The sequence below is a fragment of the Aquimarina litoralis genome, from assembly GCF_019295435.1.
GTDB lineage: Bacteria > Bacteroidota > Bacteroidia > Flavobacteriales > Flavobacteriaceae > Aquimarina > Aquimarina litoralis_A.
In genome coordinates, this window is record NZ_WEKL01000042.1 from 25,163 (window position 1) to 45,220 (window position 20,058).

At 32.2% G+C, this 20,058-nt stretch carries 20 protein-coding genes; 9 read left to right on the forward strand and 11 right to left on the reverse strand.

What is annotated here, in order from left to right; genetic code table 11:
* The first annotated feature begins 102 nt into the window (after positions 1-102).
* Positions 103-981 (forward strand): mechanosensitive ion channel family protein, encoded by an 879-nt coding sequence (locus GBO31_RS18300; RefSeq protein ID WP_219009916.1) that lies wholly within the window; start codon positions 103-105, stop codon positions 979-981.
* 71 nt (positions 982-1,052) lie between these two features.
* On the opposite strand, the gene yajC is transcribed toward GBO31_RS18300, so the two are convergent.
* The 4 genes from yajC to GBO31_RS18320 form a co-directional block, all read right to left on the reverse strand.
* Positions 1,053-1,352 (reverse strand): preprotein translocase subunit YajC, encoded by a 300-nt coding sequence (yajC, locus tag GBO31_RS18305; RefSeq protein WP_219009917.1) that lies wholly within the window; start codon positions 1,350-1,352, stop codon positions 1,053-1,055.
* Positions 1,353-1,357: 5 nt separating this feature from the next.
* Entirely contained in the window at positions 1,358-1,837 is a 480-nt protein-coding gene (locus tag GBO31_RS18310; protein ID WP_219009918.1) for a DUF1573 domain-containing protein, read from the reverse strand.
* A 49-nt stretch (positions 1,838-1,886) separates the two neighbouring features.
* Complete coding sequence (nusB, locus tag GBO31_RS18315; RefSeq protein ID WP_246615916.1) at positions 1,887-2,798, reverse strand: transcription antitermination factor NusB; 912 nt, start codon at positions 2,796-2,798, stop codon at positions 1,887-1,889.
* 162 nt (positions 2,799-2,960) lie between these two features.
* Positions 2,961-4,058 carry a Glu/Leu/Phe/Val family dehydrogenase gene (locus GBO31_RS18320; RefSeq protein ID WP_219009920.1) on the reverse strand — a complete coding sequence of 366 codons (1,098 nt, stop codon included), beginning with the start codon at positions 4,056-4,058 and terminating at the stop codon, positions 2,961-2,963.
* Between the two features lie 141 nt (positions 4,059-4,199).
* On the opposite strand from GBO31_RS18320, the gene GBO31_RS18325 reads away from it, so the two are divergent.
* The 4 genes from GBO31_RS18325 (at position 4,200) to GBO31_RS18340 (ending at position 9,448) form a co-directional block, all read left to right on the forward strand.
* Positions 4,200-5,957: an ABC transporter ATP-binding protein gene (locus GBO31_RS18325; RefSeq protein WP_219009921.1), complete on the forward strand. Its 1,758-nt coding sequence runs from the start codon at positions 4,200-4,202 to the stop codon at positions 5,955-5,957.
* Between the two features lie 78 nt (positions 5,958-6,035).
* Positions 6,036-6,425: a PUR family DNA/RNA-binding protein gene (locus GBO31_RS18330; RefSeq protein WP_219009922.1), complete on the forward strand. Its 390-nt coding sequence runs from the start codon at positions 6,036-6,038 to the stop codon at positions 6,423-6,425.
* Positions 6,426-6,529: 104 nt separating this feature from the next.
* Positions 6,530-9,043 carry a M14 family metallopeptidase gene (locus GBO31_RS18335; protein ID WP_219009923.1) on the forward strand — a complete coding sequence of 838 codons (2,514 nt, stop codon included), beginning with the start codon at positions 6,530-6,532 and terminating at the stop codon, positions 9,041-9,043.
* Between the two features lie 36 nt (positions 9,044-9,079).
* The gene (locus GBO31_RS18340; RefSeq protein WP_219009924.1) at positions 9,080-9,448 is read left to right on the forward strand and encodes a hypothetical protein; all 369 of its coding nucleotides are present in this window, start codon (positions 9,080-9,082) and stop codon (positions 9,446-9,448) included.
* On the opposite strand, the gene GBO31_RS18345 is transcribed toward GBO31_RS18340, so the two are convergent.
* Together GBO31_RS18345 and GBO31_RS18350 are read right to left on the reverse strand one after the other, a co-directional pair.
* Entirely contained in the window at positions 9,437-10,303 is an 867-nt protein-coding gene (locus GBO31_RS18345) for an alpha/beta fold hydrolase (protein ID WP_219009925.1), read from the reverse strand. The two genes, GBO31_RS18340 and GBO31_RS18345, sit on opposite strands and share 12 nt — an antisense overlap.
* Position 10,304: 1 nt before the next feature.
* On the reverse strand, positions 10,305-10,769 hold the full coding sequence (locus GBO31_RS18350; protein WP_219009926.1) for a DUF962 domain-containing protein: 465 nt from the start codon (positions 10,767-10,769) through the stop codon (positions 10,305-10,307).
* 91 nt (positions 10,770-10,860) lie between these two features.
* Between GBO31_RS18350 and GBO31_RS18355 the strand changes: the two genes are divergently transcribed.
* Positions 10,861-11,418, forward strand: coding sequence for a thioredoxin family protein (locus GBO31_RS18355; RefSeq protein WP_219009927.1), 558 nt, complete (start codon positions 10,861-10,863; stop codon positions 11,416-11,418).
* Between the two features lie 6 nt (positions 11,419-11,424).
* Here GBO31_RS18355 and GBO31_RS18360 read toward each other — a convergent pair whose 3' ends face one another.
* The 5 genes from GBO31_RS18360 to GBO31_RS18380 form a co-directional block, all read right to left on the reverse strand.
* On the reverse strand, positions 11,425-11,946 hold the full coding sequence (locus GBO31_RS18360) for a YfiT family bacillithiol transferase (protein WP_219009928.1): 522 nt from the start codon (positions 11,944-11,946) through the stop codon (positions 11,425-11,427).
* A 6-nt stretch (positions 11,947-11,952) separates the two neighbouring features.
* The gene (locus GBO31_RS18365; protein WP_219009929.1) at positions 11,953-12,678 is read right to left on the reverse strand and encodes a hypothetical protein; all 726 of its coding nucleotides are present in this window, start codon (positions 12,676-12,678) and stop codon (positions 11,953-11,955) included.
* A 338-nt stretch (positions 12,679-13,016) separates the two neighbouring features.
* On the reverse strand, positions 13,017-13,949 hold the full coding sequence (locus tag GBO31_RS18370; RefSeq protein ID WP_219009930.1) for a peptidylprolyl isomerase: 933 nt from the start codon (positions 13,947-13,949) through the stop codon (positions 13,017-13,019).
* A 140-nt stretch (positions 13,950-14,089) separates the two neighbouring features.
* Positions 14,090-14,887, reverse strand: a complete 798-nt coding sequence (locus tag GBO31_RS18375; protein ID WP_219009931.1) for a tetratricopeptide repeat protein — start codon at positions 14,885-14,887, stop codon at positions 14,090-14,092.
* The gene (locus GBO31_RS18380) at positions 14,884-15,450 is read right to left on the reverse strand and encodes an RNA polymerase sigma factor (RefSeq protein ID WP_219009932.1); all 567 of its coding nucleotides are present in this window, start codon (positions 15,448-15,450) and stop codon (positions 14,884-14,886) included. The genes GBO31_RS18375 and GBO31_RS18380 overlap by 4 nt, the downstream gene beginning before the upstream one ends.
* A gap of 103 nt (positions 15,451-15,553) precedes the next feature.
* Here GBO31_RS18380 and GBO31_RS18385 point away from each other — a divergent pair, with 103 nt between their 5' ends.
* The 3 genes from GBO31_RS18385 to GBO31_RS18395 form a co-directional block, all read left to right on the forward strand.
* Complete coding sequence (locus tag GBO31_RS18385; RefSeq protein ID WP_219009933.1) at positions 15,554-16,120, forward strand: hypothetical protein; 567 nt, start codon at positions 15,554-15,556, stop codon at positions 16,118-16,120.
* Between the two features lie 89 nt (positions 16,121-16,209).
* Positions 16,210-18,888, forward strand: a complete 2,679-nt coding sequence (locus tag GBO31_RS18390) for a CHAT domain-containing protein (RefSeq protein ID WP_219009934.1) — start codon at positions 16,210-16,212, stop codon at positions 18,886-18,888.
* Positions 18,885-20,058, forward strand: a 1,174-nt coding sequence (locus tag GBO31_RS18395; RefSeq protein ID WP_219009935.1) for a tetratricopeptide repeat protein, incomplete at its 3' end; no start/stop codon positions are given. The genes GBO31_RS18390 and GBO31_RS18395, both read left to right, overlap by 4 nt.

Consider the following 20,058-nt stretch of genomic DNA (forward strand, 5'->3'; position numbering starts at 1 on the left):
TGACGATTTTACCGTTTTTTCTGATTTCAAAATAAAAAGTAAATACTGTACATAGTAGTAGATTTATGTGATAACTATTTAATCACTTTAAAAACATAAATCATGCAAACTACAGAAAAAGTAGTAGATACAGCCGTATCTGCTACAACTGAAACCGGAGGTGCCATTATGGATTCTTTAGGAGGTTTTTTTACTTCCATACAAGAAGGAATTGGTCAATATGGATTAAAAATTGTTGGAGGAATTGTTGCTTTAATTATTGGTCTTTGGATTGTAAAAATGATCATGAAAGCCATTAAAAAAGCCTTTGATAAGAGCAATGTAGATAGTACTTTAAAGCCCTTCTTGGTAACTTTGGTTAATTTCTTACTAAAGGTATTATTATTCATCTCAATAGCTGGAATTGTTGGGATTCCTACTGCAACCTTTGCCGCTTTATTGGCTGCTGTAGGTTTGGCTATTGGAGGAGCTTTTAACGGCTCTTTAGGCCATATGGCAGCTGGAGTAATGTTACTTATTTTCCGTCCTTTCAAAGTAGGCGATCTAATTGAAACTGGAGGGAAACTAGGTTTTGTAAAAGAAATTTCAGTGTTTGTAACCATCTTAGAAACTTTCCAGAACAAAACAGAGATTATACCAAATGGTTCGATTACCGCTGGAACTATCACCAATCTTACTACTATCGGTAATTTAAGGGTAGATATGCCATTTGGTATTCAATATGGGACAGACATTGAAAAGGCAAAACAAATTGTATTAGAAGTCATGAAGAATGACGCTAAGGTAATGGAAGATCCAGCACCGAGAGTTGCTGTTAATAATTTGGGAGCCAATGGAGTTGAATTGCTAGCACTACCCTATTCTACTTGCGACGATTATTGGGATGTATACTGGGATACCCGTCAAAAAATTGTTGAAGCTTTAGGAAATGCAGATTATGCTGCTCCTTTACCACAACGAATTGTTACTATGAAATCATAAATTATAGCACTTATGCATAAAAAAAGCGTCGTATTCGAAAATACGACGCTTTTTTTATGATATAACCTTTATTATTTCTTCTTTTCTGCAGGAGGTGCATTTAACTTCTGGCTCATTTCTAAAGAAATAGCAGATTTATCAAATGTTAATTTACCTGATCCTGTTTCAATAATAACGGCATTATTTTTTTCACTGAAGTCAAAAACTTTTCCATGAAGACCACTTTTAGTAACTACGCGATCTCCTTTTTTTAATTCTTCAGCAAATTTCTTCTCCTTTTTAGCCTTTTGCATTTGTGGTCGTATCATAAAAAAATACATAACCACAAATATCAGAAGTATAAAAGGTAACTGTCCTCCTAATGCTTCCATAAATATTACTCACTTACCGGAGTTCCGCTAACTGGTTTAGCTTTTGGAGTTACCATTGCCTTAATTTTAAGGATTTCTTTTCCTGCTTCCGTGTTAGCAGTAATAGTAACTTGTTTGTTTTGAGCATTTGGCTTACCGTTAGAGTTAAACTTCACTAACATTGATCCTGTTGCTCCTGGTGCTACTGGTTCTTTAGTCCACTCTGGCACTGTACAACCGCAACTACCTTTTGCATTTACGATTACTAAAGGAGCTTTACCAGTGTTTGTAAATGTAAATGTATGCTCTACCACATCACCTTCATTGATAGTTCCAAAATCGTGCTCTGTTTCAGAGAAAGTCATTACAGGAAAATCTGTGTTCTTTGCATCACGATCCGCAGCATCTGCTACATTTTCTTCTTTAACTTTTTCTGCTGCATTATCTTTACAAGACATAAATGTCAAAGCAAAAACACCAGCTAAAATTAAGATTCCTTTTTTCATTACTTGGGTTTTTAATTAATTGAGGGTTAAAAATACTATTTTTTTTGAACTACATAAGTCCACGGCCAACTTTATTTAATTTACCGTTTTCTTGATATTCTTTTGATATTTTATCAAGAATTCCATTGATAAATATACTACTCTTTGGAGTACTATATTCCTTTGCAATCTCTAAATATTCGTTAATTGTTACTTTTACAGGTATAGATGGGAACTTTTGGAACTCACAAATGGCCATTTTAATCACTGCTTTATCCAATTCGGCAATTCGATCTTTATCCCAATTTGGAGTCTTACCTTCTATCTCTTTGGCGAATTGAACTCCATTCAACGCAGTTTTTCTAAAAATATCCTTGGCAAATTTTTTATCATCTACATCCTTATAAAGTTTTGGTAACGACATATATTCATCATGCGTTTTCTTTACTTTTCGGAGCATTTTTATAATTCCTGTATTTATTAGAGGAATATCATCAATCCATGTTAGGTTTTTATCCTCTACATACTCATACAACTTTTCATTTGGAGCAATAATCTCTTTGAATACATCTTGAATAAAATCTTTATCTTCTTTAAAAGAACTCATTTTCGTACCCATATAATCAGCATACAGTTCACTACTCTTGATTTCTTTCCAAAGTATCTTTACATATTCATCATCGAGATCCCAACAATTTAATTTTTTGCGATCCATTTCCTCTTTTAATTCTAGATTTTTGTCTAGCAATACAAGGACTTCATTATTAATGAATTTTAAATTAGGATTTTTTTCTTCGGAAGTAGCTAAATGTTTTTTCTGGCTTTTTTCTAAAAACTCAGCGGCATGCTTTCTTATTTCTACCAAAAGCTGAAGGTTTATAAGAAATAAATCATACATCTGATCAATACTAAAAAGCAAAAACTTTTCTTCTTTATCTAAATTATCACTTTGCGTCTGCTCCATAGCGTAGAGTGACTGCATTACTTTAACTCGAATATGTCTTCTGGTTAACATAAGAAATTACAAAGAACATTAATAAAAAGGGGCGAAAGTGGTGTTCACTTTCGCCCTGCAAAAATACTATTATTTTTAATCTACAAGTCCTAAAACTTACTTTATTAAATTGTAAATTTTTGAATCTTATTATTTGTTGTTTTTTCTGGCAGCTATTCTTTCTTCAGCAATGCTCATAGCAGCTGCATTTGTAGTCATTCCTGTAGCTTTTGCTTTATTTAAAATATCTAAAGTAGTATTATAAATATTTTCAGTTTTGGATTTAATTTGTTCTCTACCGTATCCTTCTATCTCTGCATATACATTAATAATACCTCCTGCATTGATTAAAAAATCCGGTGCATATACAATTCCTTTTTCCTGTAATAAAGGTCCATGAATATTTTCCGTCGCCAACTGATTATTTGCAGCTCCAGCAATAACTTTAACTTTCAACTTATGAATAGTATCATCATTAATAGTAGCTCCCAAAGCACAAGGTGCATAGATATCAGCTTCTTCCGCATATAAATCTTTTCCATTATAAATATCTACTCCATAAGCAGCACTTACTTGTTCTAATCGCTCTTGATTGATATCTGAAATAATAACATTAGCACCTTCTTCCGCTGTTAAGCGAACAAGTTCCTCACCTACATGTCCGATTCCTTGTACTAGTATTTTCTTACCTTCAAGATTATCGGTTCCATATGCAAATTTAGCAGAAGCTTTCATTCCCATATATACTCCATAAGCAGTTACAGGTGAAGGATTACCTGCACCTCCTTTTTCTTCAGAGATACCAGTTACATACGGTGTTACTTCTCTAACCGTATCCATATCAGAAGTCTCCATCCCTACATCTTCTGCAGTATAGTATTTTCCACCTAAAGTATGCACAAACTCTCCAAAACGTCTCATAAGAGCTGGAGTTTTTAGAGTCTTAGGATCTCCAATAATAACAGCTTTACCGCCTCCTAAATTTAAACCAGTGATGGCTGCTTTATAAGTCATACCACGTGACAATCTTAAAACATCATTTAGAGCATCCCATTCTGTTTGATAATTGTACATTCTAGTACCTCCCAAAGCAGGTCCTAAAATTGTGTTATGCACACCAATTATTGCCTTTAAACCAGTATCTTTGTCTTGACAAAAAACAACTTGTTCGTGATCATTAAAAGACAATTGGCCAAATACAGGAGCCTCTTTTTTTAATTGATTTGCAGTAAGCACTTCAGTTATCATTATTCAGAAATTTTAAATTGTTATTATTATATAATAGTCAAAATTGAAGCGCTAAAATAATGTATTTTTACGAATTTAAAATTTTTTGTTGTTAAATTTTAAGAATTTGTTAATAATTGAACTTCTAAAAACCAATACTTTATGCGTGCATTACGGCATTTGAATAAGTACTTTTTAAAATATAAATACCGTCTTCTTATTGGGTTGTTCATTACTATAATTGCAAGAATTTTTGCGGTTACAGTGCCTACTTTTATAGGTGATAGCATTGATTTAGTAAGACAATATATATCTGGGCAGATTTCGGATTCAGATGAATTCAATTATATGATGATAATGAATCTCTTATTACTTTTGGGATCAGCAACATTAGCCGGATTTTTTACTTTTTTAATGCGGCAAACATTTATAGTTGTTTCTAGATTTATAGAATTTGATTTAAAAAATGAAGTATTTGAACACTATCAGATTCTGTCTCTTAATTTTTACAAAAAAAATCGTACCGGTGATTTAATGAACCGCATTAGTGAAGATGTTTCTAAAGTAAGAATGTATGTAGGGCCAGCTATCATGTATAGTGTAAACACTATCACGTTGTTTGTAGTAGTTATTGGTTATATGATTAGCATAGCTCCACAATTAACACTATATACTGTTGCGCCTTTACCAATTCTTTCTGTTTCTATTTATAAACTTAGTGTTGCTATACATAAAAGAAGCACTATAGTTCAACAGTACCTCTCAAAATTAACCACATTTACACAAGAATCATTTAGTGGTATATCTGTAATCAAGGCGTATGGAATAGAACCCCAAACCCTTACCAATTTTACTGAGCTATCAAACACCAGTAAAGAAAAAAATATTGATTTAGCAAAAGTTCAAGCCTTGTTTTTTCCATTAATGGTATTACTCATAGGAGTTAGTAATCTTATGGTCATCTATATAGGTGGTAAACAATATATCAATGGTACTATAGAAGATCTTGGAATCATTGTAGAGTTTATCATTTTTGTAAACATGCTAACTTGGCCAGTAGCTACAGTCGGCTGGGTTACTTCTATTATACAACAAGCAGAAGCATCTCAAGTACGAATTAATGAGTTTTTGAGTCAAGAACCTGAAATTACCAATACAATTACAAAATCGACTCCAATAACTGGAAATATTGTCTTCGATAATGTTTCTTTTACATATGATGATACAAATATAACTGCATTAAAAGATATCAGTTTTACCATAAATTCAGGACAAACTATAGCAATTGTAGGGAAAACTGGATCAGGAAAATCCACCATTTTAGATTTACTAGGAAGACTTTATGATGTAAGTGATGGAATAATTAAAGTAGATGATATTCCAATAAGAAAATTAAATCTTATAGATTTAAGATCTTCCATAGGATACGTACCTCAGGATGCATTTTTATTCAGTGATTCTATTAGTAATAACATCAAATTCGGAAAAACTAATGCTACTGATAATGATGTTATTGAAGCTGCTAAAAACTCCGTAGTACATAAAAACATTATTGATTTCAGTAAAGGATATGATACCGTGTTAGGAGAAAGAGGAATCACTTTATCCGGTGGACAAAAACAACGAGTATCCATAGCTCGAGCTATAATTAAAGACCCAGCCATCCTTCTTTTTGACGATTGCTTATCAGCTGTAGACACAGAAACTGAAGAGGAAATACTAAATAATCTTAATAGAATTTCTAAAAATAAGACCACTTTTATCGTAAGTCATCGAGTTTCGACCGCTAGAAATGCAGATAAAATAATAGTATTAGAAGAAGGAAAAATAATCCAACAAGGCACTCATAATCAACTATTAGAGATGGACGGGTACTACAAAGAATTGTATTTAAAGCAGCTTAGCGAAAAAGAAATTTGATATTTTGTTGTACGATTAACAATTTTTTTGGATTTTTGATTCCATCGTAACAGACTAATTAATTAAGAAATAAGGATTATGAGCGATAATGAAATGTTGGATAAAGAGGAAATTTTCTCAAAAGTTTTAAGAGCTGGTAGAAGAACATATTTCTTTGACGTAAGATCAACAAAAGCGGGAGATTATTATCTTACTATTACAGAGAGCAAAAAATTCACTAATGATGATGGATCTTTTCATTACAAAAAACACAAGATCTATTTATACAAAGAAGACTTTAGTGGATTTACAGAAATCTTAAATGAAATGACAGACTTTATCGTGAATGAAAAAGGCGAAGAAGTTATAAGTGAAAGACACCAAAGAGATTATCAAAAATCTTATGATCAAAATCCTGTATCAGCAGTTAGTGAAGAAGTAACTGCCTCTACAGAAAGTTTTACAGATGTAAGCTTTGATGATATATAAGGAATTATAAGTTTTGTTAAACTTATGCAAACCGCTTCAGTCTCTGAAGCGGTTTTTTTTATTTTCGACAGCAAGAAACTCAACAATCGCAGAAACGCACTAATATGAAGTACTTATTTTCTCTCATTCTCTCACTTTTATCACTTTTTTCCTTTTCTCAAAACAATCTTTCTTTAGATTACTATTTACCAAAAGATGTGTCTTATGACCCAAACATCCCTACTCCTCAAAGTGTCTTAGGTTTTGTTCCCGGAAAATGGCATGTTACCCACGATAAATTGGTAGAGTATATGAAAGTTTTAGCAAATGCTTCACCTAGAATTAGCATTGAAGATCGTGGAAAAACTTTTGAAGATAGACCGATTATTCTTTTGACAATAACATCTGAAAGAAATCACCAAAATCTTGAAAAAATTCGAACGCAACACATAGAACTCACTAAAAGTAGTGTTAGTGCTACTGATATTAATTCTATGCCTGCTATAGTATATCAAGGACTTTCTATTCATGGTAACGAACCCAGTGGGGCCAATGCAGGTTTAGTAGCTGCATATTATCTGGCTGCCGCTCAAGGCGCTAAAATCGATGAGCTATTGGATAATACAGTCATTTTATTTGATCCCTCTTTAAATCCAGATGGTTTACAGCGATTTTCTTATTGGGCAAATACTAATAAAAGTAAAAACATAAGTACTGATCCTCAAGATAGAGAGTATAGTGAGGTATGGCCTGGAGGAAGAACCAATCATTATTGGTTTGATATGAACAGAGATTGGTTACCAGCTCAATTACCCGAATCAAGAGCCAGAATAACAACATTCCATAAATGGTATCCTAACATTCTTACTGATCATCATGAAATGGGAACTAATAGCACCTTTTTCTTCCAACCAGGAATACAATCCAGAACACACCCCTTAACACCAAAATTGAATCAAGAACTTACCAAAAAAATCGGAAATTATCATGCAGATGCATTTAACAAAATAGGATCTTTCTATTATACTGAAGAAAATTTTGACGATTTCTATTATGGTAAAGGATCTACTTTTCCGGATATAAATGGAGGAATTGGTATTTTATTTGAACAAGGAAGCTCTCGTGGTCATGCTCAAGAAAGTGACAACGGAATACTTACTTTTCCTTTTACCATTAGAAATCAATTTACTGCAATACTTTCCACCTTAGAAGCTGCGAAATCAATGCGTATAGAATTATTACAATACCAAAATAACTTTTATACTAATGCTCGCAAAGAAGCTGAAAATGGAGCTTATATTTTTGGAAACGAAAAAGATGCCGCTACTACATATCATCTTGCTGAAATCCTAAAAAGACATCAGATATCATTTTATGAATTAAAAAACAACATCTCTTCTGGCGGTAAAAAATTTAAAAAAGGATATAGTTATATAGTACCAAAAAATCAAAAACAAAGCCGTTTGATCAAGGCGATGTTCGAGAAAAGAACCAAATTTCAAGATAGTCTATTTTACGATGTATCTGCATGGACATTCCCCTTGGCTTTTAATCTAGATTACACAGAAAAGATTTCGAATACAGAATTAGGTCCTAAAGTGGTAAACTTAGAATTTAGAAAACCTAAAAATATTTCAAAAAGTAATTACGCATACCTAATGGAGTGGCATGAGTATTATACTCCAGCTGTTTTATATAAAATACTCGACAAAGGTTTAAGAGCCAAAGTAGGAATGAGACCTTTTTCTGTAGAAAATAAGAATTATGATTATGGAACGATTATGATTCCTATTCAAAATCAAAAATTAAATACTGATGAGATTCATTCTTTTTTACAACAACTTGCATCTGAAAATCATGTAGACATCACAGGAGTTTCTACCGGCTTAACCTCTGGAATCGACTTAGGAARTAATCAATTTAGAGCATTGAACTTACCGAAAATAGCATTATTAACAGGAAATGGTATAACCCCGTATGATGCTGGAGAAATATGGCATCTTATGGATCAACGTTACAATATTCCGATCACTAAATTAAATACAGAATCTCTTGAAAGAAGGAGTTTATCAAGGTATACACATCTTATTTTACCGAATAGCTGGAATCAAAGTATGGGTAAAAATGTTGTTGACAAAATAAAAACATGGATCAGAAACGGCGGAACATTGATAGGTTATAGAAATGCAGCTCGATTCTTTAAAAATAATGAGCTTATGAAAATCGAATTTTCGAAACCAGAAAATGATGCCAAAAATATTTCTTTTGAACAAAAAAGAGATTTCTTTGGCGCTCAAGTAATTGGAGGTGCTATTTTCGAAGCAAAAACGGACAGATCGCACCCTATAAATTTTGGTTATAAAAACGAGAAAATTTCCCTTTTTAGAAATACTACATTATTCATCAAAGCAGACAAACAAAGCTATAACAACCCTATCCAATACACTAAATCTCCTTTGTTAAGTGGATATATTAGCAAGAAGAATTTGGATTCATTAGCCAGTACTGTGCCTTTTAGACATCAAAGCCTAGGAAGGGGAAATACAATTTTATTTACAGATAACACCAATTTTAGAGCATTTTGGTACGGAACCAATAAACTACTAATGAATGCAATTTTCTTTAGTGATGAAATGTAATAATTTACTTATCTTCAACACATTAAAACTAAACAAATGAAGAGTAAACTTTTTATAGGATTATCTTTTATTTTTCTATGCGTTGTTGCAATGATAGTTGCTAGACCTGTTCCTATTGTATCTGAAAGTGAAGCGCTGATAGAAGAAGGTATAGTTACTAATATTTATGAAGGTGGAGTAAAAGATATTGTATTTAAACTAGAAAATAATGATAAGATCTTTTATATCAATCGTGGATTAGAACAAGGGCTTGATATTGCATCATTAAAAGAAAAATTAATCGGTAAAAATGTAATTTTTAAATATCCAAAACACTGGACTCCGCTGGATTGGGATAATACTACTAAGCATATCTCTAAAGTTCAAACGAATAATGAGGTTATATTTAATGAATTAAAAAAGTGATACTATAAATTCATTATAATAATGCAAAACCTCATCTGGAGCTTCTGTTTGAGGGTAATGACCTATAGTTTCTAAAATTATTACATCTGCTTTCGGTATGTTTTCTTTATAAAACTCTGCCATATGCTTTCCTGAAATTGGATCTACTCCTCCATCGATTAATCTTTTCGGAATATCAGTATATTGTATAGCTTCTCTCCAACGAATTTTATGGACTTTTCTTTCTTTTAAATATTTAATAAGTTTAGGAATCACATTTTTGCCAGAATTATAAGCTATCGTTTCCCAGAATTCGTCTATTTCTTGTTCACTAGCTTGTGTCTCTTTTCCAAATATTTTTTTAAAGTTTTTAGCCAATGTGTGTCGCCCCATAAAGTGCTTTAACAACTCACCTAAAGGCGTTAATAACATTTTCTGTGTAAACGTCGGAAAGTTTGTTTCTGGAAACATCCCTCCATTCAAAAAGCAAACAGAATTGATATTTAATGGATACGTATTATTCTCCTTTGTTCTAGCTAACATTTCCTGTACAACAGTATCACCATAATCATGTGCTAGGATATGAATTGAAGAGATTTCTTGTGCAAGTAAAAAAGCTTCCCATACATCTACTTGTGCACCAATCGTATAAACAAAATCATTAGGCTTAGAAGAAAAACCAAAGCCCAACATGTCAATTGCATAAACCTCATACCTTTCGGTTAAAGAAGTCCAGATTTTATGCCAATCCCAAGAAGAAGTTGGAAATCCATGAACCAGCACTAAAGAATCTCCTTTTCCCTCTTTTTTATAGAAAATTTGATAATTTTTAAAAGTAAAATATGATCCTGAATTCTTCCAATCCTGTAAATTCATATTATTTTTTTCCAAACATTTTTTGGATCACCCATCCAGGTCCGATCAATAAAAATTGAAGATCTTTAAGAAAAGAAGGTTTTTTTCCTTCTAGTTTATGACCATAAAACTGACCTAGCCAAGCCGCTACAAAGATTCCCAAAGAAACCATCCATAAAGGAGCATATAAGCTTATGTAATAATTAGCAATGATACAGAAGGCAGAAAAAATCAAAATCTGTAATGCCATTTTAATAGATAATCGTACATAAAAAAACAATACAAATAAAAGCACTACAAATGCCCAATTTTCGATAAACTGATTATTTCCAGGAATTATTGAGGCTAGAAAGCCATTCGGAATACTCATTAGAAGTCCTACAATAGAAAAGTAAATTGCTGGAACACAGATAAAGTGAATAAGAATGTTTGTTTTATTTTGGTGGCTCACAGCATACTCAGCAAACCAAGTTTCTAAAGTTCTCATAATTTTATTTTTTGAAATGTAACTAAGATAAGAATTTTTAGACTGATACAGTATAATATTGTAATTTCGAAACTACTAAAAAAATAAGATTATGGCTCGTACACCTTCCAATATGTTACCATTAGGTACTGCAGCTCCAGATTTTAAACTAGTTGATGCTGTTACTAATAATGAAGTTTCACTTAAAGATATTAAAGGTGAAAAGGGAACTGTTATTATGTTTATATGTAATCATTGCCCTTTTGTAATTCATGTAAACGAAGAAATCGTACGAATTGCTAATGATTATCGTGTACAAGGTTTTGGTTTTGTTGCTATAAGTAGTAATGACATTGAGAACTACCCACAAGATGCACCAAAATTTATGTGGAAAACCGCACAAAAAAACAACTATTCATTCCCATATTTGTTTGATGAAACACAAGAAATCGCAAAGGCTTATGACGCTGCTTGCACTCCTGATTTTTATCTTTTTAATGCCGAACTAAAACTTATTTACAGAGGGCAATTAGATGATTCTAGACCTGGCAACGGAATTCCTGTAAATGGTCGAGATCTACGTCAAGCACTAGATGCAGTATTAAGAAATGCTACCGTTTCCGAAATTCAAAAACCTAGTATTGGCTGTAATATCAAATGGAAGGAATAACGAACTCTAGATTGCCTTGTTAGCCACAATCTGAAGGTGTGCTAAATGATGATTACTATGCCACGCATAAATACCTATATCCTCTGCGAGAGAAATCTCCACATCTCCTTCTGGATGGATAAATGATTTTTCTAAATCTTCGCTAGACAGTCCTTTTAAAAAATACACCCATTTAGCATGTAATGCTTTAATTAAATCTAGTGATAGCTCAATCGGTGCGGATTTGGTATCAAAAAGTTCTGCCCATCGATCTTCATAATACGCTTTAATAACCGGCATATCTTCTGTTAGCGCCCATTTAAACCGAATATACCCGTTATGATGACTATCATGGATATGATGAACAACTTGTCTTGCTGTCCAACCACCAGGTCTATAAGGAGTTTCTAACTGTTCTTCTGTAAAATCAACGACTAGTTCTTCAATTTTATTCGGAAGCTCTTCAATATCTTTTATCCAATTAACAATATGTTCTTTTGTGATTTTCTTGGGGCATTCAAATTTTCCGATAGGATATTGAAGATTCATAGGAATTTATTCGACTTTTTTGTAAAAAACTAAATCCGCAGATGCTAATTGTAAATCTTTAACTACCAACTCATTAGCATTTAAAGATTCAATTTCATATTTATAGATATATTGATCCTTTGGAGAAGAGCAATACATCACATTATCTTTTATTTTTACTTTAAGTCTTTTCAGAAATTTCCCATCTCTGAAGTTAAAACGTATGGTTTCCTCAAAAATCATATGCTCTTCCGGAAATTGAACATTCACCCACTTTCCTTGTAATGCTTCGTAAGTATTTCTATTCTTGAATTTATTATCCAGCAAAGACTTCATTCGTAAACTATAAGAGACGAATGTATCTTCGGGTTTTATATTTTTTACTGCATTACCCAAAACTGTCTTCTCAATTTCATTTCCTTTGTCAAAATAATGATTCGATTCATATTTGGTAAAGGCATTCGAGTAATCCATCACCACGAGACCATCTGCATTCTTAGTCTCCATATACTGACGTTGTTTATAATTTACATGAATGAGTTGATCATTCCAGAAATAAAAAACAGTAATAACCATAGCATTAGGCATTCCTATTTTTCTGATAATCTTCTTTAAACGTTCATGCTCATAGTATCCATTAAGTTCAGCGCCATGATCTGCAATTTGATCTAAAAATTCTTCCGGATCCAATGAAAACACATCAGACTCCATATAACTATCTATGATTTCTATCTGATCTTTGATAGCTGCCATTGCAGCGTCATTTTTCTGGGCAAAAGAATAATTTATACAACAAAATGTTAAAAAAACTATTAGTATCCACTTCATAACTATCCAAAATCGGGGTTTCTTTATTGGTTTATTACCTCAAAAAGGGTTGTAAATATCTAAATAATAGACGGGAAAGTTTACTTTTTTTGGTAAAACTTCCAAATTTTAGAAAATAAATTAACATTTGACGCCTAAATTCAAGTGTTAATTATGAGTTAAAGTAGTTTTTTTATGTAGGGTAACCAGAAGGTAGTATATAAAAAAAACCTCTGAACTATTTACTCCAGAGGTTTTTTAATATACTATATTTTAAGAATGCCTTATTTCACTCCCATTAGTTCTACGTCAAATATTAATGTTGCGTTTGGAGGAATAACACCACCTGCTCCATGCTCTCCGTATCCTAATGATGGTGGAATTACGAAACGAGCTTTATCTCCTACTTGCAATAGGGATATTCCTTCATCCCATCCACGGATTACTTGCCCAATACCTAATGAAAAATCAATAGGCTGATTACGCTTATATGAAGAATCAAAAACAGTACCATCTGTCAAGCTTCCTTTGTAATGAACTGAAACAGTTTTACCTTTTTCTGCTTGTGTACCATCACCTTTTTGAATGATTTTATATCGTAATCCGCTCTCAGTTTTATCAAATCCAGCTGCAATCTCTTCTAGCAATTGTTCTGCTGCTTTTTTTGCCGCAGCTTCTCTCTCTGCTTTTGCACCATTAAATTGTCTAAAAGTTTCTACAGCATTAAAGTTTTCTGCCTCTGATCCTACTCTTAGAATTTCCAAAGAATCTATACTATCTCCTTGCGCAATTGTATCTACCACATCTTGTCCTTCCACAACTTTCCCAAAAACAGTATGCTTACCATCTAACCAATCAGTTTTTACATGCGTAATAAAAAACTGACTTCCATTAGTTCCAGGCCCTGCATTTGCCATAGATAATACTCCTGGACCATCATGCTTCAAATCTGGATGGATTTCATCATCAAATTTATATCCAGGACCACCAGCTCCTGTTCCTTGTGGATCACCTCCCTGAATCATAAAATCAGGAATCACTCGGTGAAATTTCAATCCGTTATAATAAGGTTTTCCTTGTGGAATAGCTTGATTTTCCAAGTTTCCTTCTGCCAAACCAACAAAGTTCCCTACAGTTCCAGGTGTTTTTTGATATTCTAAGTTTACCAGAATACTTCCTTTTGTAGTATTAAATTTTGCGTATAATCCGTCTTGCATAACTGCGTATTTTTAAGCTTGTTAAATTTTGAGCTGCAAAGATAGGTAATTGCTTACTGTTTAAGGCATAAAAACAGCTGATTGTTAAGGACTCAAAAGATATAAAGAAGAGGTGAGAAAGCTAAAAACTATTGTTACTATTAATCAATAGCATCGAGCAGTTCTTTGGCCTCTTGGTATTTATAATTACTGCTATTTGCGGTAATCGTATTTAAAACAGTTTTAAGAGCCACTTTGTTCTTTTGTTTTAAAAACACCAAAGCTTTATACCAATCCGCTTTCTTTGCTTGTAGTGTATTGGATTTTTTTAGCAATTCAAATTGTTTCAAAGCATTGTCAAATTTACCAAGCTCAATATAGGAGATTCCATTGTAGATATAACTTAGTGGATCAATAGAAGTTTCTTTTTGATGGTATTCTGAAAAAGACTGTACAGCCTCATTATATTTTTGAGCTTCAAACAATAATTGTGCTTTTTCTAATAAGGTATGATTGTCCTCTCCTCTTGTTACTAATGAAGGTATTTCGTCTAAATGAATATAAGAAGCATACAAATCATCATAGTTATTATCTTTAAAAACAAACAAAGAAACAGTTAACAATACAGCTATGGATGCTGCTATGCCAATAAACCAATACCGCTTATAACTGCTACTAGCATGATTTTCAACCACTACTTCTTGTATCGTAGCTTTTAAGTTAGCGGATTCATCACCTAGAAAAAACGTTTTTAGCTGTTTTGCTTTATCTGTATTTAATATATCAGTATCTTCTTCTACCCATTCTTCATCTCCATAAATTGCAAGCATTTCTTTTTGCAATTTAAACTCTTTTGCGAGTTCGGTATCTGTGCGAAGTCTTTCCTCGAACGCTTGCTGTTCTGATATTGACATATTACCACTTAGGTAATCATCAATTTCTATGGGATAATCCTTCATAATTCTTTAATTTGGTTGAATCTAGTATCTTTTTTGATCAATTTTGTTAATTGCGATTTACAATTAAAAATACGTTGTCTTACTACATTATCATTATTATATCCTAGTTTTTCTACAATTTCTTTATAGGGTATTTTTTTAAAAAACATTTGTAATAATTGCTTGCAATTATCAGATAATTCAGCGAGTTTTTCCTGAAACAATTCCCATTTCTCTTGTTCTAGAGATGCCATGGTCATGTCTTCGGCTTCTTTGTTACGTTCTATAAGTTCATCATTTGTTACTATGCGTTTTTGTTTATTTAATTCTCTACGCCATAAATTTCTACAAACCGCATAAAAATAACCACTAAAAGAACCCTCTATAACAAAGGCTTTTACTTTATATCTGGCAATTAACTGTAACAAAGCTTTCTGAAAAATATCTTCAGCATCACTAACAGTACCACTATTACTTAATATAAAACTCCTGATTTTTGGAAACTGATGTATATACAAATCTTGGATCACTGTTTTATCACCAGAAACAAGCAGTTTTAGTAGGTCTTTTTCATTTTCAGACATTAAGATATCTTTAACTTTTTATTTTTTTTTACTTTCGCGTAGTAACATTTATTAGGTTAGGGAAACATACTAATAAATAATGAAAACAAAAAACATTTTAAAAATGAAAAAAATCGCGTTACTATTAGTAGCCGCAGTCTTTGCAATTGGAATACAAAGCTGCTCCACAGAAGAAGATGTATTAATCGAAGAAAGTTTATTAAAAGAAAAGTTTAGCATCCCAGAAAATGCAGTGCATTTTGGTGAAAAATCTATTAGTAAAAGCCCTGATACTATAGAATATTACGTACGCTTGTTTGTACGCTATCCATTCGGAACTGGGATCCAGGAACAACTAAATCACGCCGCTACTGTAGGTACTCAACATTTTGATGACTTTTATGTAGTGATGTTAAATGGATGCCCTTATATAAATGAATGGTACATAAAGGTAAAAAAGCCATGTTACACCCCTATCAATTGTTATCCATACGACAATGACAAATCAAAAGTAGCTGAAGCCGAAGAAGTTGGTGATGTTGTTATAAGTGATTCAGATATTATCCCACCTGGAGGTAATAACCAAGGTTATCGTGATTGTTCTGAAATTCCAGTACATTCTGGAGAAAGTATTTCTATATTGGATAATGACGATAATATTGACAAACCACGTTGTGTAATTTGTGAGTAAGTATGAGCAAACTGAATAACCATATTATTAAAAACAAGAAGAGACCAATTATACGGTCTCTTCTTTTATTTTTCTTAATACTACAACCGATGAGTTTGTCGGCGCAACAAATTTCATCAGCTTTAGACTCAATTCATCAGTTGAATCCAAAAAATGATTATGGCAATATTCATTTATATGATTCTCTACTTACACATTATAAAAAAACAAAAAATTATACTCAATTAGGATCAGATGCTCATCAATTATCCAAATGGTYAGTCCGTGAAAACAAATTAGAAAAAACTATAGAGGTATTAGAAACCGGAATCGCTGCACGAAAAAAGGCTATACCGTTTAACCCAGAATTGTTAAAAAGAAGTTATGTCAACCTTGGCAATTATTATGCAGTTCAAAAAAACTATACAAAAGCCATACAAGCCTATGAAAATATGCTTGACATAAAAGAAAGTACGATTTTCAATGGATTATCTTATACCCGACTTGGTACCATTTATAAGATACTGGAAGATCCTTACCTAGCTGTTAAATATTATTCTACAGCATTTGATTTGTATGATCCAGAAAAAGATAAAAAAAGAATTATAACAAATCATATACGAATATCTGAAGCTTATTCTAATCAAAAAATAGCAAGTAATGCTAATAAAACATTATATCATTTATTGGCTGCAGATTCTTTGATTAAAACTCAAAAAAAACCTAAATTGATCGATCTATGTTCTGTTAACCTCAATTTAGGAGCAGTATATAGTAGAAAGTTCTTCCTCGATCACGAAAAAGCCTTATACTATTTCAAAGAAGCCCTAAGATATGCCTTGGAATTAAATAATCATAGGTTTATTGGATTAAGTTATACAAATATGGGGTTTGCAAATCTAGAATTAAATAACATTGAGGCTTCCAAAAACTGTTTCGTAAAATCTCTAGACTATCTAGATAATAACATAGATTTAAGAGCTTCCTATTTCTTGGGGTTAGCATCTATAGCCTCCAAACAAGAAAATTATGATCAAGCCCAAAAATATTATCTACAATCACTCGCGGATATATTAAATTATCAAGGATCAATTGAATCCTGGACTCCTGAGTCTAAAGCATTGCAAACTTCCAATAATAAAGAAGATATACTAGAATTATTCTATTATAAAATAGTAGACTATTTAAAACAGGTAAAAATTGAAAATAATTCAGATATCTATACGCAAATACTTAAAACGGTTCGATTAAGTGATTCTTTAATTAACTATATGACGGTTGAAGATTTCTCTTATCACACTAAATTATTAGCACGAGATATAGAATCGGAAATAAACATTATGGGATTAGAAGCTTGTTATCAAACTAATGATTTAGGGACAGCTTTTTATTTGATGGAAAAAAGCAAGGCAGTTTTATTAATGCATACGATTAAAGATCAAAACACATCATTTCCTCCTGAAATATTATCTTCTAAAATTAATCATGAGAATGATATAAAAGAACTACAAAGTAAAGTATTGATTGCTTTAGATAAACGTAAAGATTCGTTAGCCAATTTACTCAAAATCAAAAAAGAAGAATTTAATGAGTTTAAAGATTCTGTAAGCATTAAGTATCCTAATTATTTTTCGAACTATGAAATACCTAGAATCTTGGAGTTGTCTAAAATAGAAGTTCCAGATAATGAGATTCTGATTCAATACGCGATGGCAGAAAGAACGACAGGAGAGCTTCCCCATGCTTATATTATGGTTCTTTCAAAAGACGGTCAAAAATTATTTAAAATTCGAGATATCCAACAATTAATTGAAGATATCAAAACCCTCAGAAAACTAGTAAACCAACCGTTTAAAACAGCTGAAGATATAGATATTTATAAGAATACGGCACATCATATCTACCAAAGCTTATTTCCAAAAGAGATACGAGCTAGTCTTACCAATAAAAAAGTAACCATCATACCAGATCATATGTTGGGTATGATTCCTTTTGAAGCTTTGGTTACTGATATAGATGATAACCACTATTTGATTGAAGATTGTGAAATCAATTATGCATTTTCACTTACTTTCCAGCAACAGAATAAGAAAATAACACGAGAAGCTGATCAGGATTTTCTAGGTATTGCACCTGTTGATTTTGCTCAAGAGTTGACATCTTTACAAAGCAGCGGTAAAGAAATCACCAATGCTAATGAATTTTATAATGGAGATTTATTACTAGATCAAGAAGCTACCAAAGAAAACTTTATCAAAAGGATCAAAGAGTATAAAATCCTACATCTTGCTACACATGCAGATGCGTCAGATTCTATAGCGCCATGGATTGCGTTTAGAAATTCTAAACTAACAGATCTCGAACTAAATTCCTTACAAAGTCAAGCTGAGTTAGTGATGCTCAGTGCTTGTAATACATCCTTGGGAAAAATAAGTCGCGGAGAAGGAATTTTAAGTCTTGCCAGAGGATTTTTTAAATCTGGAGCCAATACGGTGATTCCTTCTTTATGGAGTACCAATGATAAAGCTACAGCTACGATTACTGCTGATTTTTATAGAAACCTAAGCGAGGGACAAACCAAATCTGAGGCCTTACGCACTGCAAAACTTAATTACTTACATAACAATACAGACGCAGAAGCATCACCGCATTATTGGGCATCCTTAGTATTGATTGGTGACACAGGAACGTTGCTACCACAATCTAATAATTTGTGGATGTTATGGGTTGGATTAGGGATTGGATTAGTAGTATTCTTAGGATACTTTTTAGTTAAAAAATTGAAATGAGTTTCCTGATAAAATATCATACCTCTCTATTCTCCCTATTTTTTAGTCTAGTTTCGATTTCTGTATTAGGTCAAGGAATTTCACATCAATTAGACTCCATACACAACCTTCCTGGAACTGATTTTGAAAAGTTGAGTATTTATCAAGACCTTTTGGATACATATACTGAACAAGAAAATTATACTCAATTTGGCTATGATGCTACTAGACTTGCCAAATGGATTTACATGGAAAAAAAATGGGATGAAGCCATAAACCTTGTAAAAGCTGCTTATAAAGCAAGAGAAATTGCTACTCCTCTCGATACAAAACAATTAAAAATAAGTTATTACAATTACGCTAGATATAACAAAAGAAAAGGAAATTTAAATATTGCAATAAGCTTTTTTAAAAAAATGCTGACTCTCGATGAAAGCGAATACCTTAAAGGAAGAGCTCTTTACTATATTGGTAGTTCTTATAATCTTTTAGGAGATTATTATAAAGCTGTAGAGTATCAAAAAATATCTTTTGAACATTTTGACCCAACGAAAGATTTAAAATATATAATACGTACTCATAATGCTATAGCGGTATCCTATAGAAATATTAGAAACACTCCAAGTGCAAGAAAAGGTATTTATCATCTACAAATTGCAGATTCTCTTTTAGCACAAAATAAAAAACCAAACAAAATAGATCAGTACTCTGTATATAATAATTTAGCAGCTTTTTATACCGAAGAGATAAATCTAAAAGATGTTCCAAAAGGAATATCTTATTTTAACAAAGCACTTAAGATTGCACAAAAAGAAGGCTTTAAAAGTTTTTTACCCGAGATCTATTTTAACCTAGCTATTGCTCATTTAGAAGTTGATAGTTCTATATCTCAGCTGTATTTTGATAAGGCATTGAAGCATTCAGAAAATCTACCTTCTTTAATTCCTGACATTTATTTTGGTTTAGCTATCAAAGATGTAAAAGAGCAACTATATTTGGAAGCACAGAAGGATTTTGCTATTACTTTTTCTTATTATTTTGGGATGGATAAACCTAATATTTATTGGTTGCCAAAAGAATCCCATATGAAAAATATAGTTGATAAAGCCTATTTTTTACAGATTCTAAAGGAAAAATTAAAAGCCTGGATACTATGGGCACAAAAAGAAAACAACCCTACCTATTTTAATG

Coding starts and splice junctions, on each gene's coding strand:
- GBO31_RS18360 (WP_219009928.1), bottom strand. CDS start 11,946: ATGAATCTTCAATATCCTATCGGAAAATTTGAATGCCCCAAGAAAATC.
- GBO31_RS18330 (WP_219009922.1), top strand. CDS start 6,036: ATGAGCGATAATGAAATGTTGGATAAAGAGGAAATTTTCTCAAAAGTT.
- GBO31_RS18325 (WP_219009921.1), top strand. CDS start 4,200: ATGCGTGCATTACGGCATTTGAATAAGTACTTTTTAAAATATAAATAC.
- GBO31_RS18370 (WP_219009930.1), bottom strand. CDS start 13,949: ATGCAAGACGGATTATACGCAAAATTTAATACTACAAAAGGAAGTATT.
- GBO31_RS18385 (WP_219009933.1), top strand. CDS start 15,554: ATGAAAAAAATCGCGTTACTATTAGTAGCCGCAGTCTTTGCAATTGGA.
- nusB (WP_246615916.1), bottom strand. CDS start 2,798: ATGCAGTCACTCTACGCTATGGAGCAGACGCAAAGTGATAATTTAGAT.
- GBO31_RS18340 (WP_219009924.1), top strand. CDS start 9,080: ATGAAGAGTAAACTTTTTATAGGATTATCTTTTATTTTTCTATGCGTT.
- GBO31_RS18310 (WP_219009918.1), bottom strand. CDS start 1,837: ATGAAAAAAGGAATCTTAATTTTAGCTGGTGTTTTTGCTTTGACATTT.
- GBO31_RS18300 (WP_219009916.1), top strand. CDS start 103: ATGCAAACTACAGAAAAAGTAGTAGATACAGCCGTATCTGCTACAACT.
- GBO31_RS18350 (WP_219009926.1), bottom strand. CDS start 10,769: ATGAGAACTTTAGAAACTTGGTTTGCTGAGTATGCTGTGAGCCACCAA.
- yajC (WP_219009917.1), bottom strand. CDS start 1,352: ATGGAAGCATTAGGAGGACAGTTACCTTTTATACTTCTGATATTTGTG.
- GBO31_RS18375 (WP_219009931.1), bottom strand. CDS start 14,887: ATGAAGGATTATCCCATAGAAATTGATGATTACCTAAGTGGTAATATG.
- GBO31_RS18320 (WP_219009920.1), bottom strand. CDS start 4,058: ATGATAACTGAAGTGCTTACTGCAAATCAATTAAAAAAAGAGGCTCCT.
- GBO31_RS18365 (WP_219009929.1), bottom strand. CDS start 12,678: ATGGCAGCTATCAAAGATCAGATAGAAATCATAGATAGTTATATGGAG.
- GBO31_RS18355 (WP_219009927.1), top strand. CDS start 10,861: ATGGCTCGTACACCTTCCAATATGTTACCATTAGGTACTGCAGCTCCA.
- GBO31_RS18345 (WP_219009925.1), bottom strand. CDS start 10,303: ATGAATTTACAGGATTGGAAGAATTCAGGATCATATTTTACTTTTAAA.
- GBO31_RS18380 (WP_219009932.1), bottom strand. CDS start 15,450: ATGTCTGAAAATGAAAAAGACCTACTAAAACTGCTTGTTTCTGGTGAT.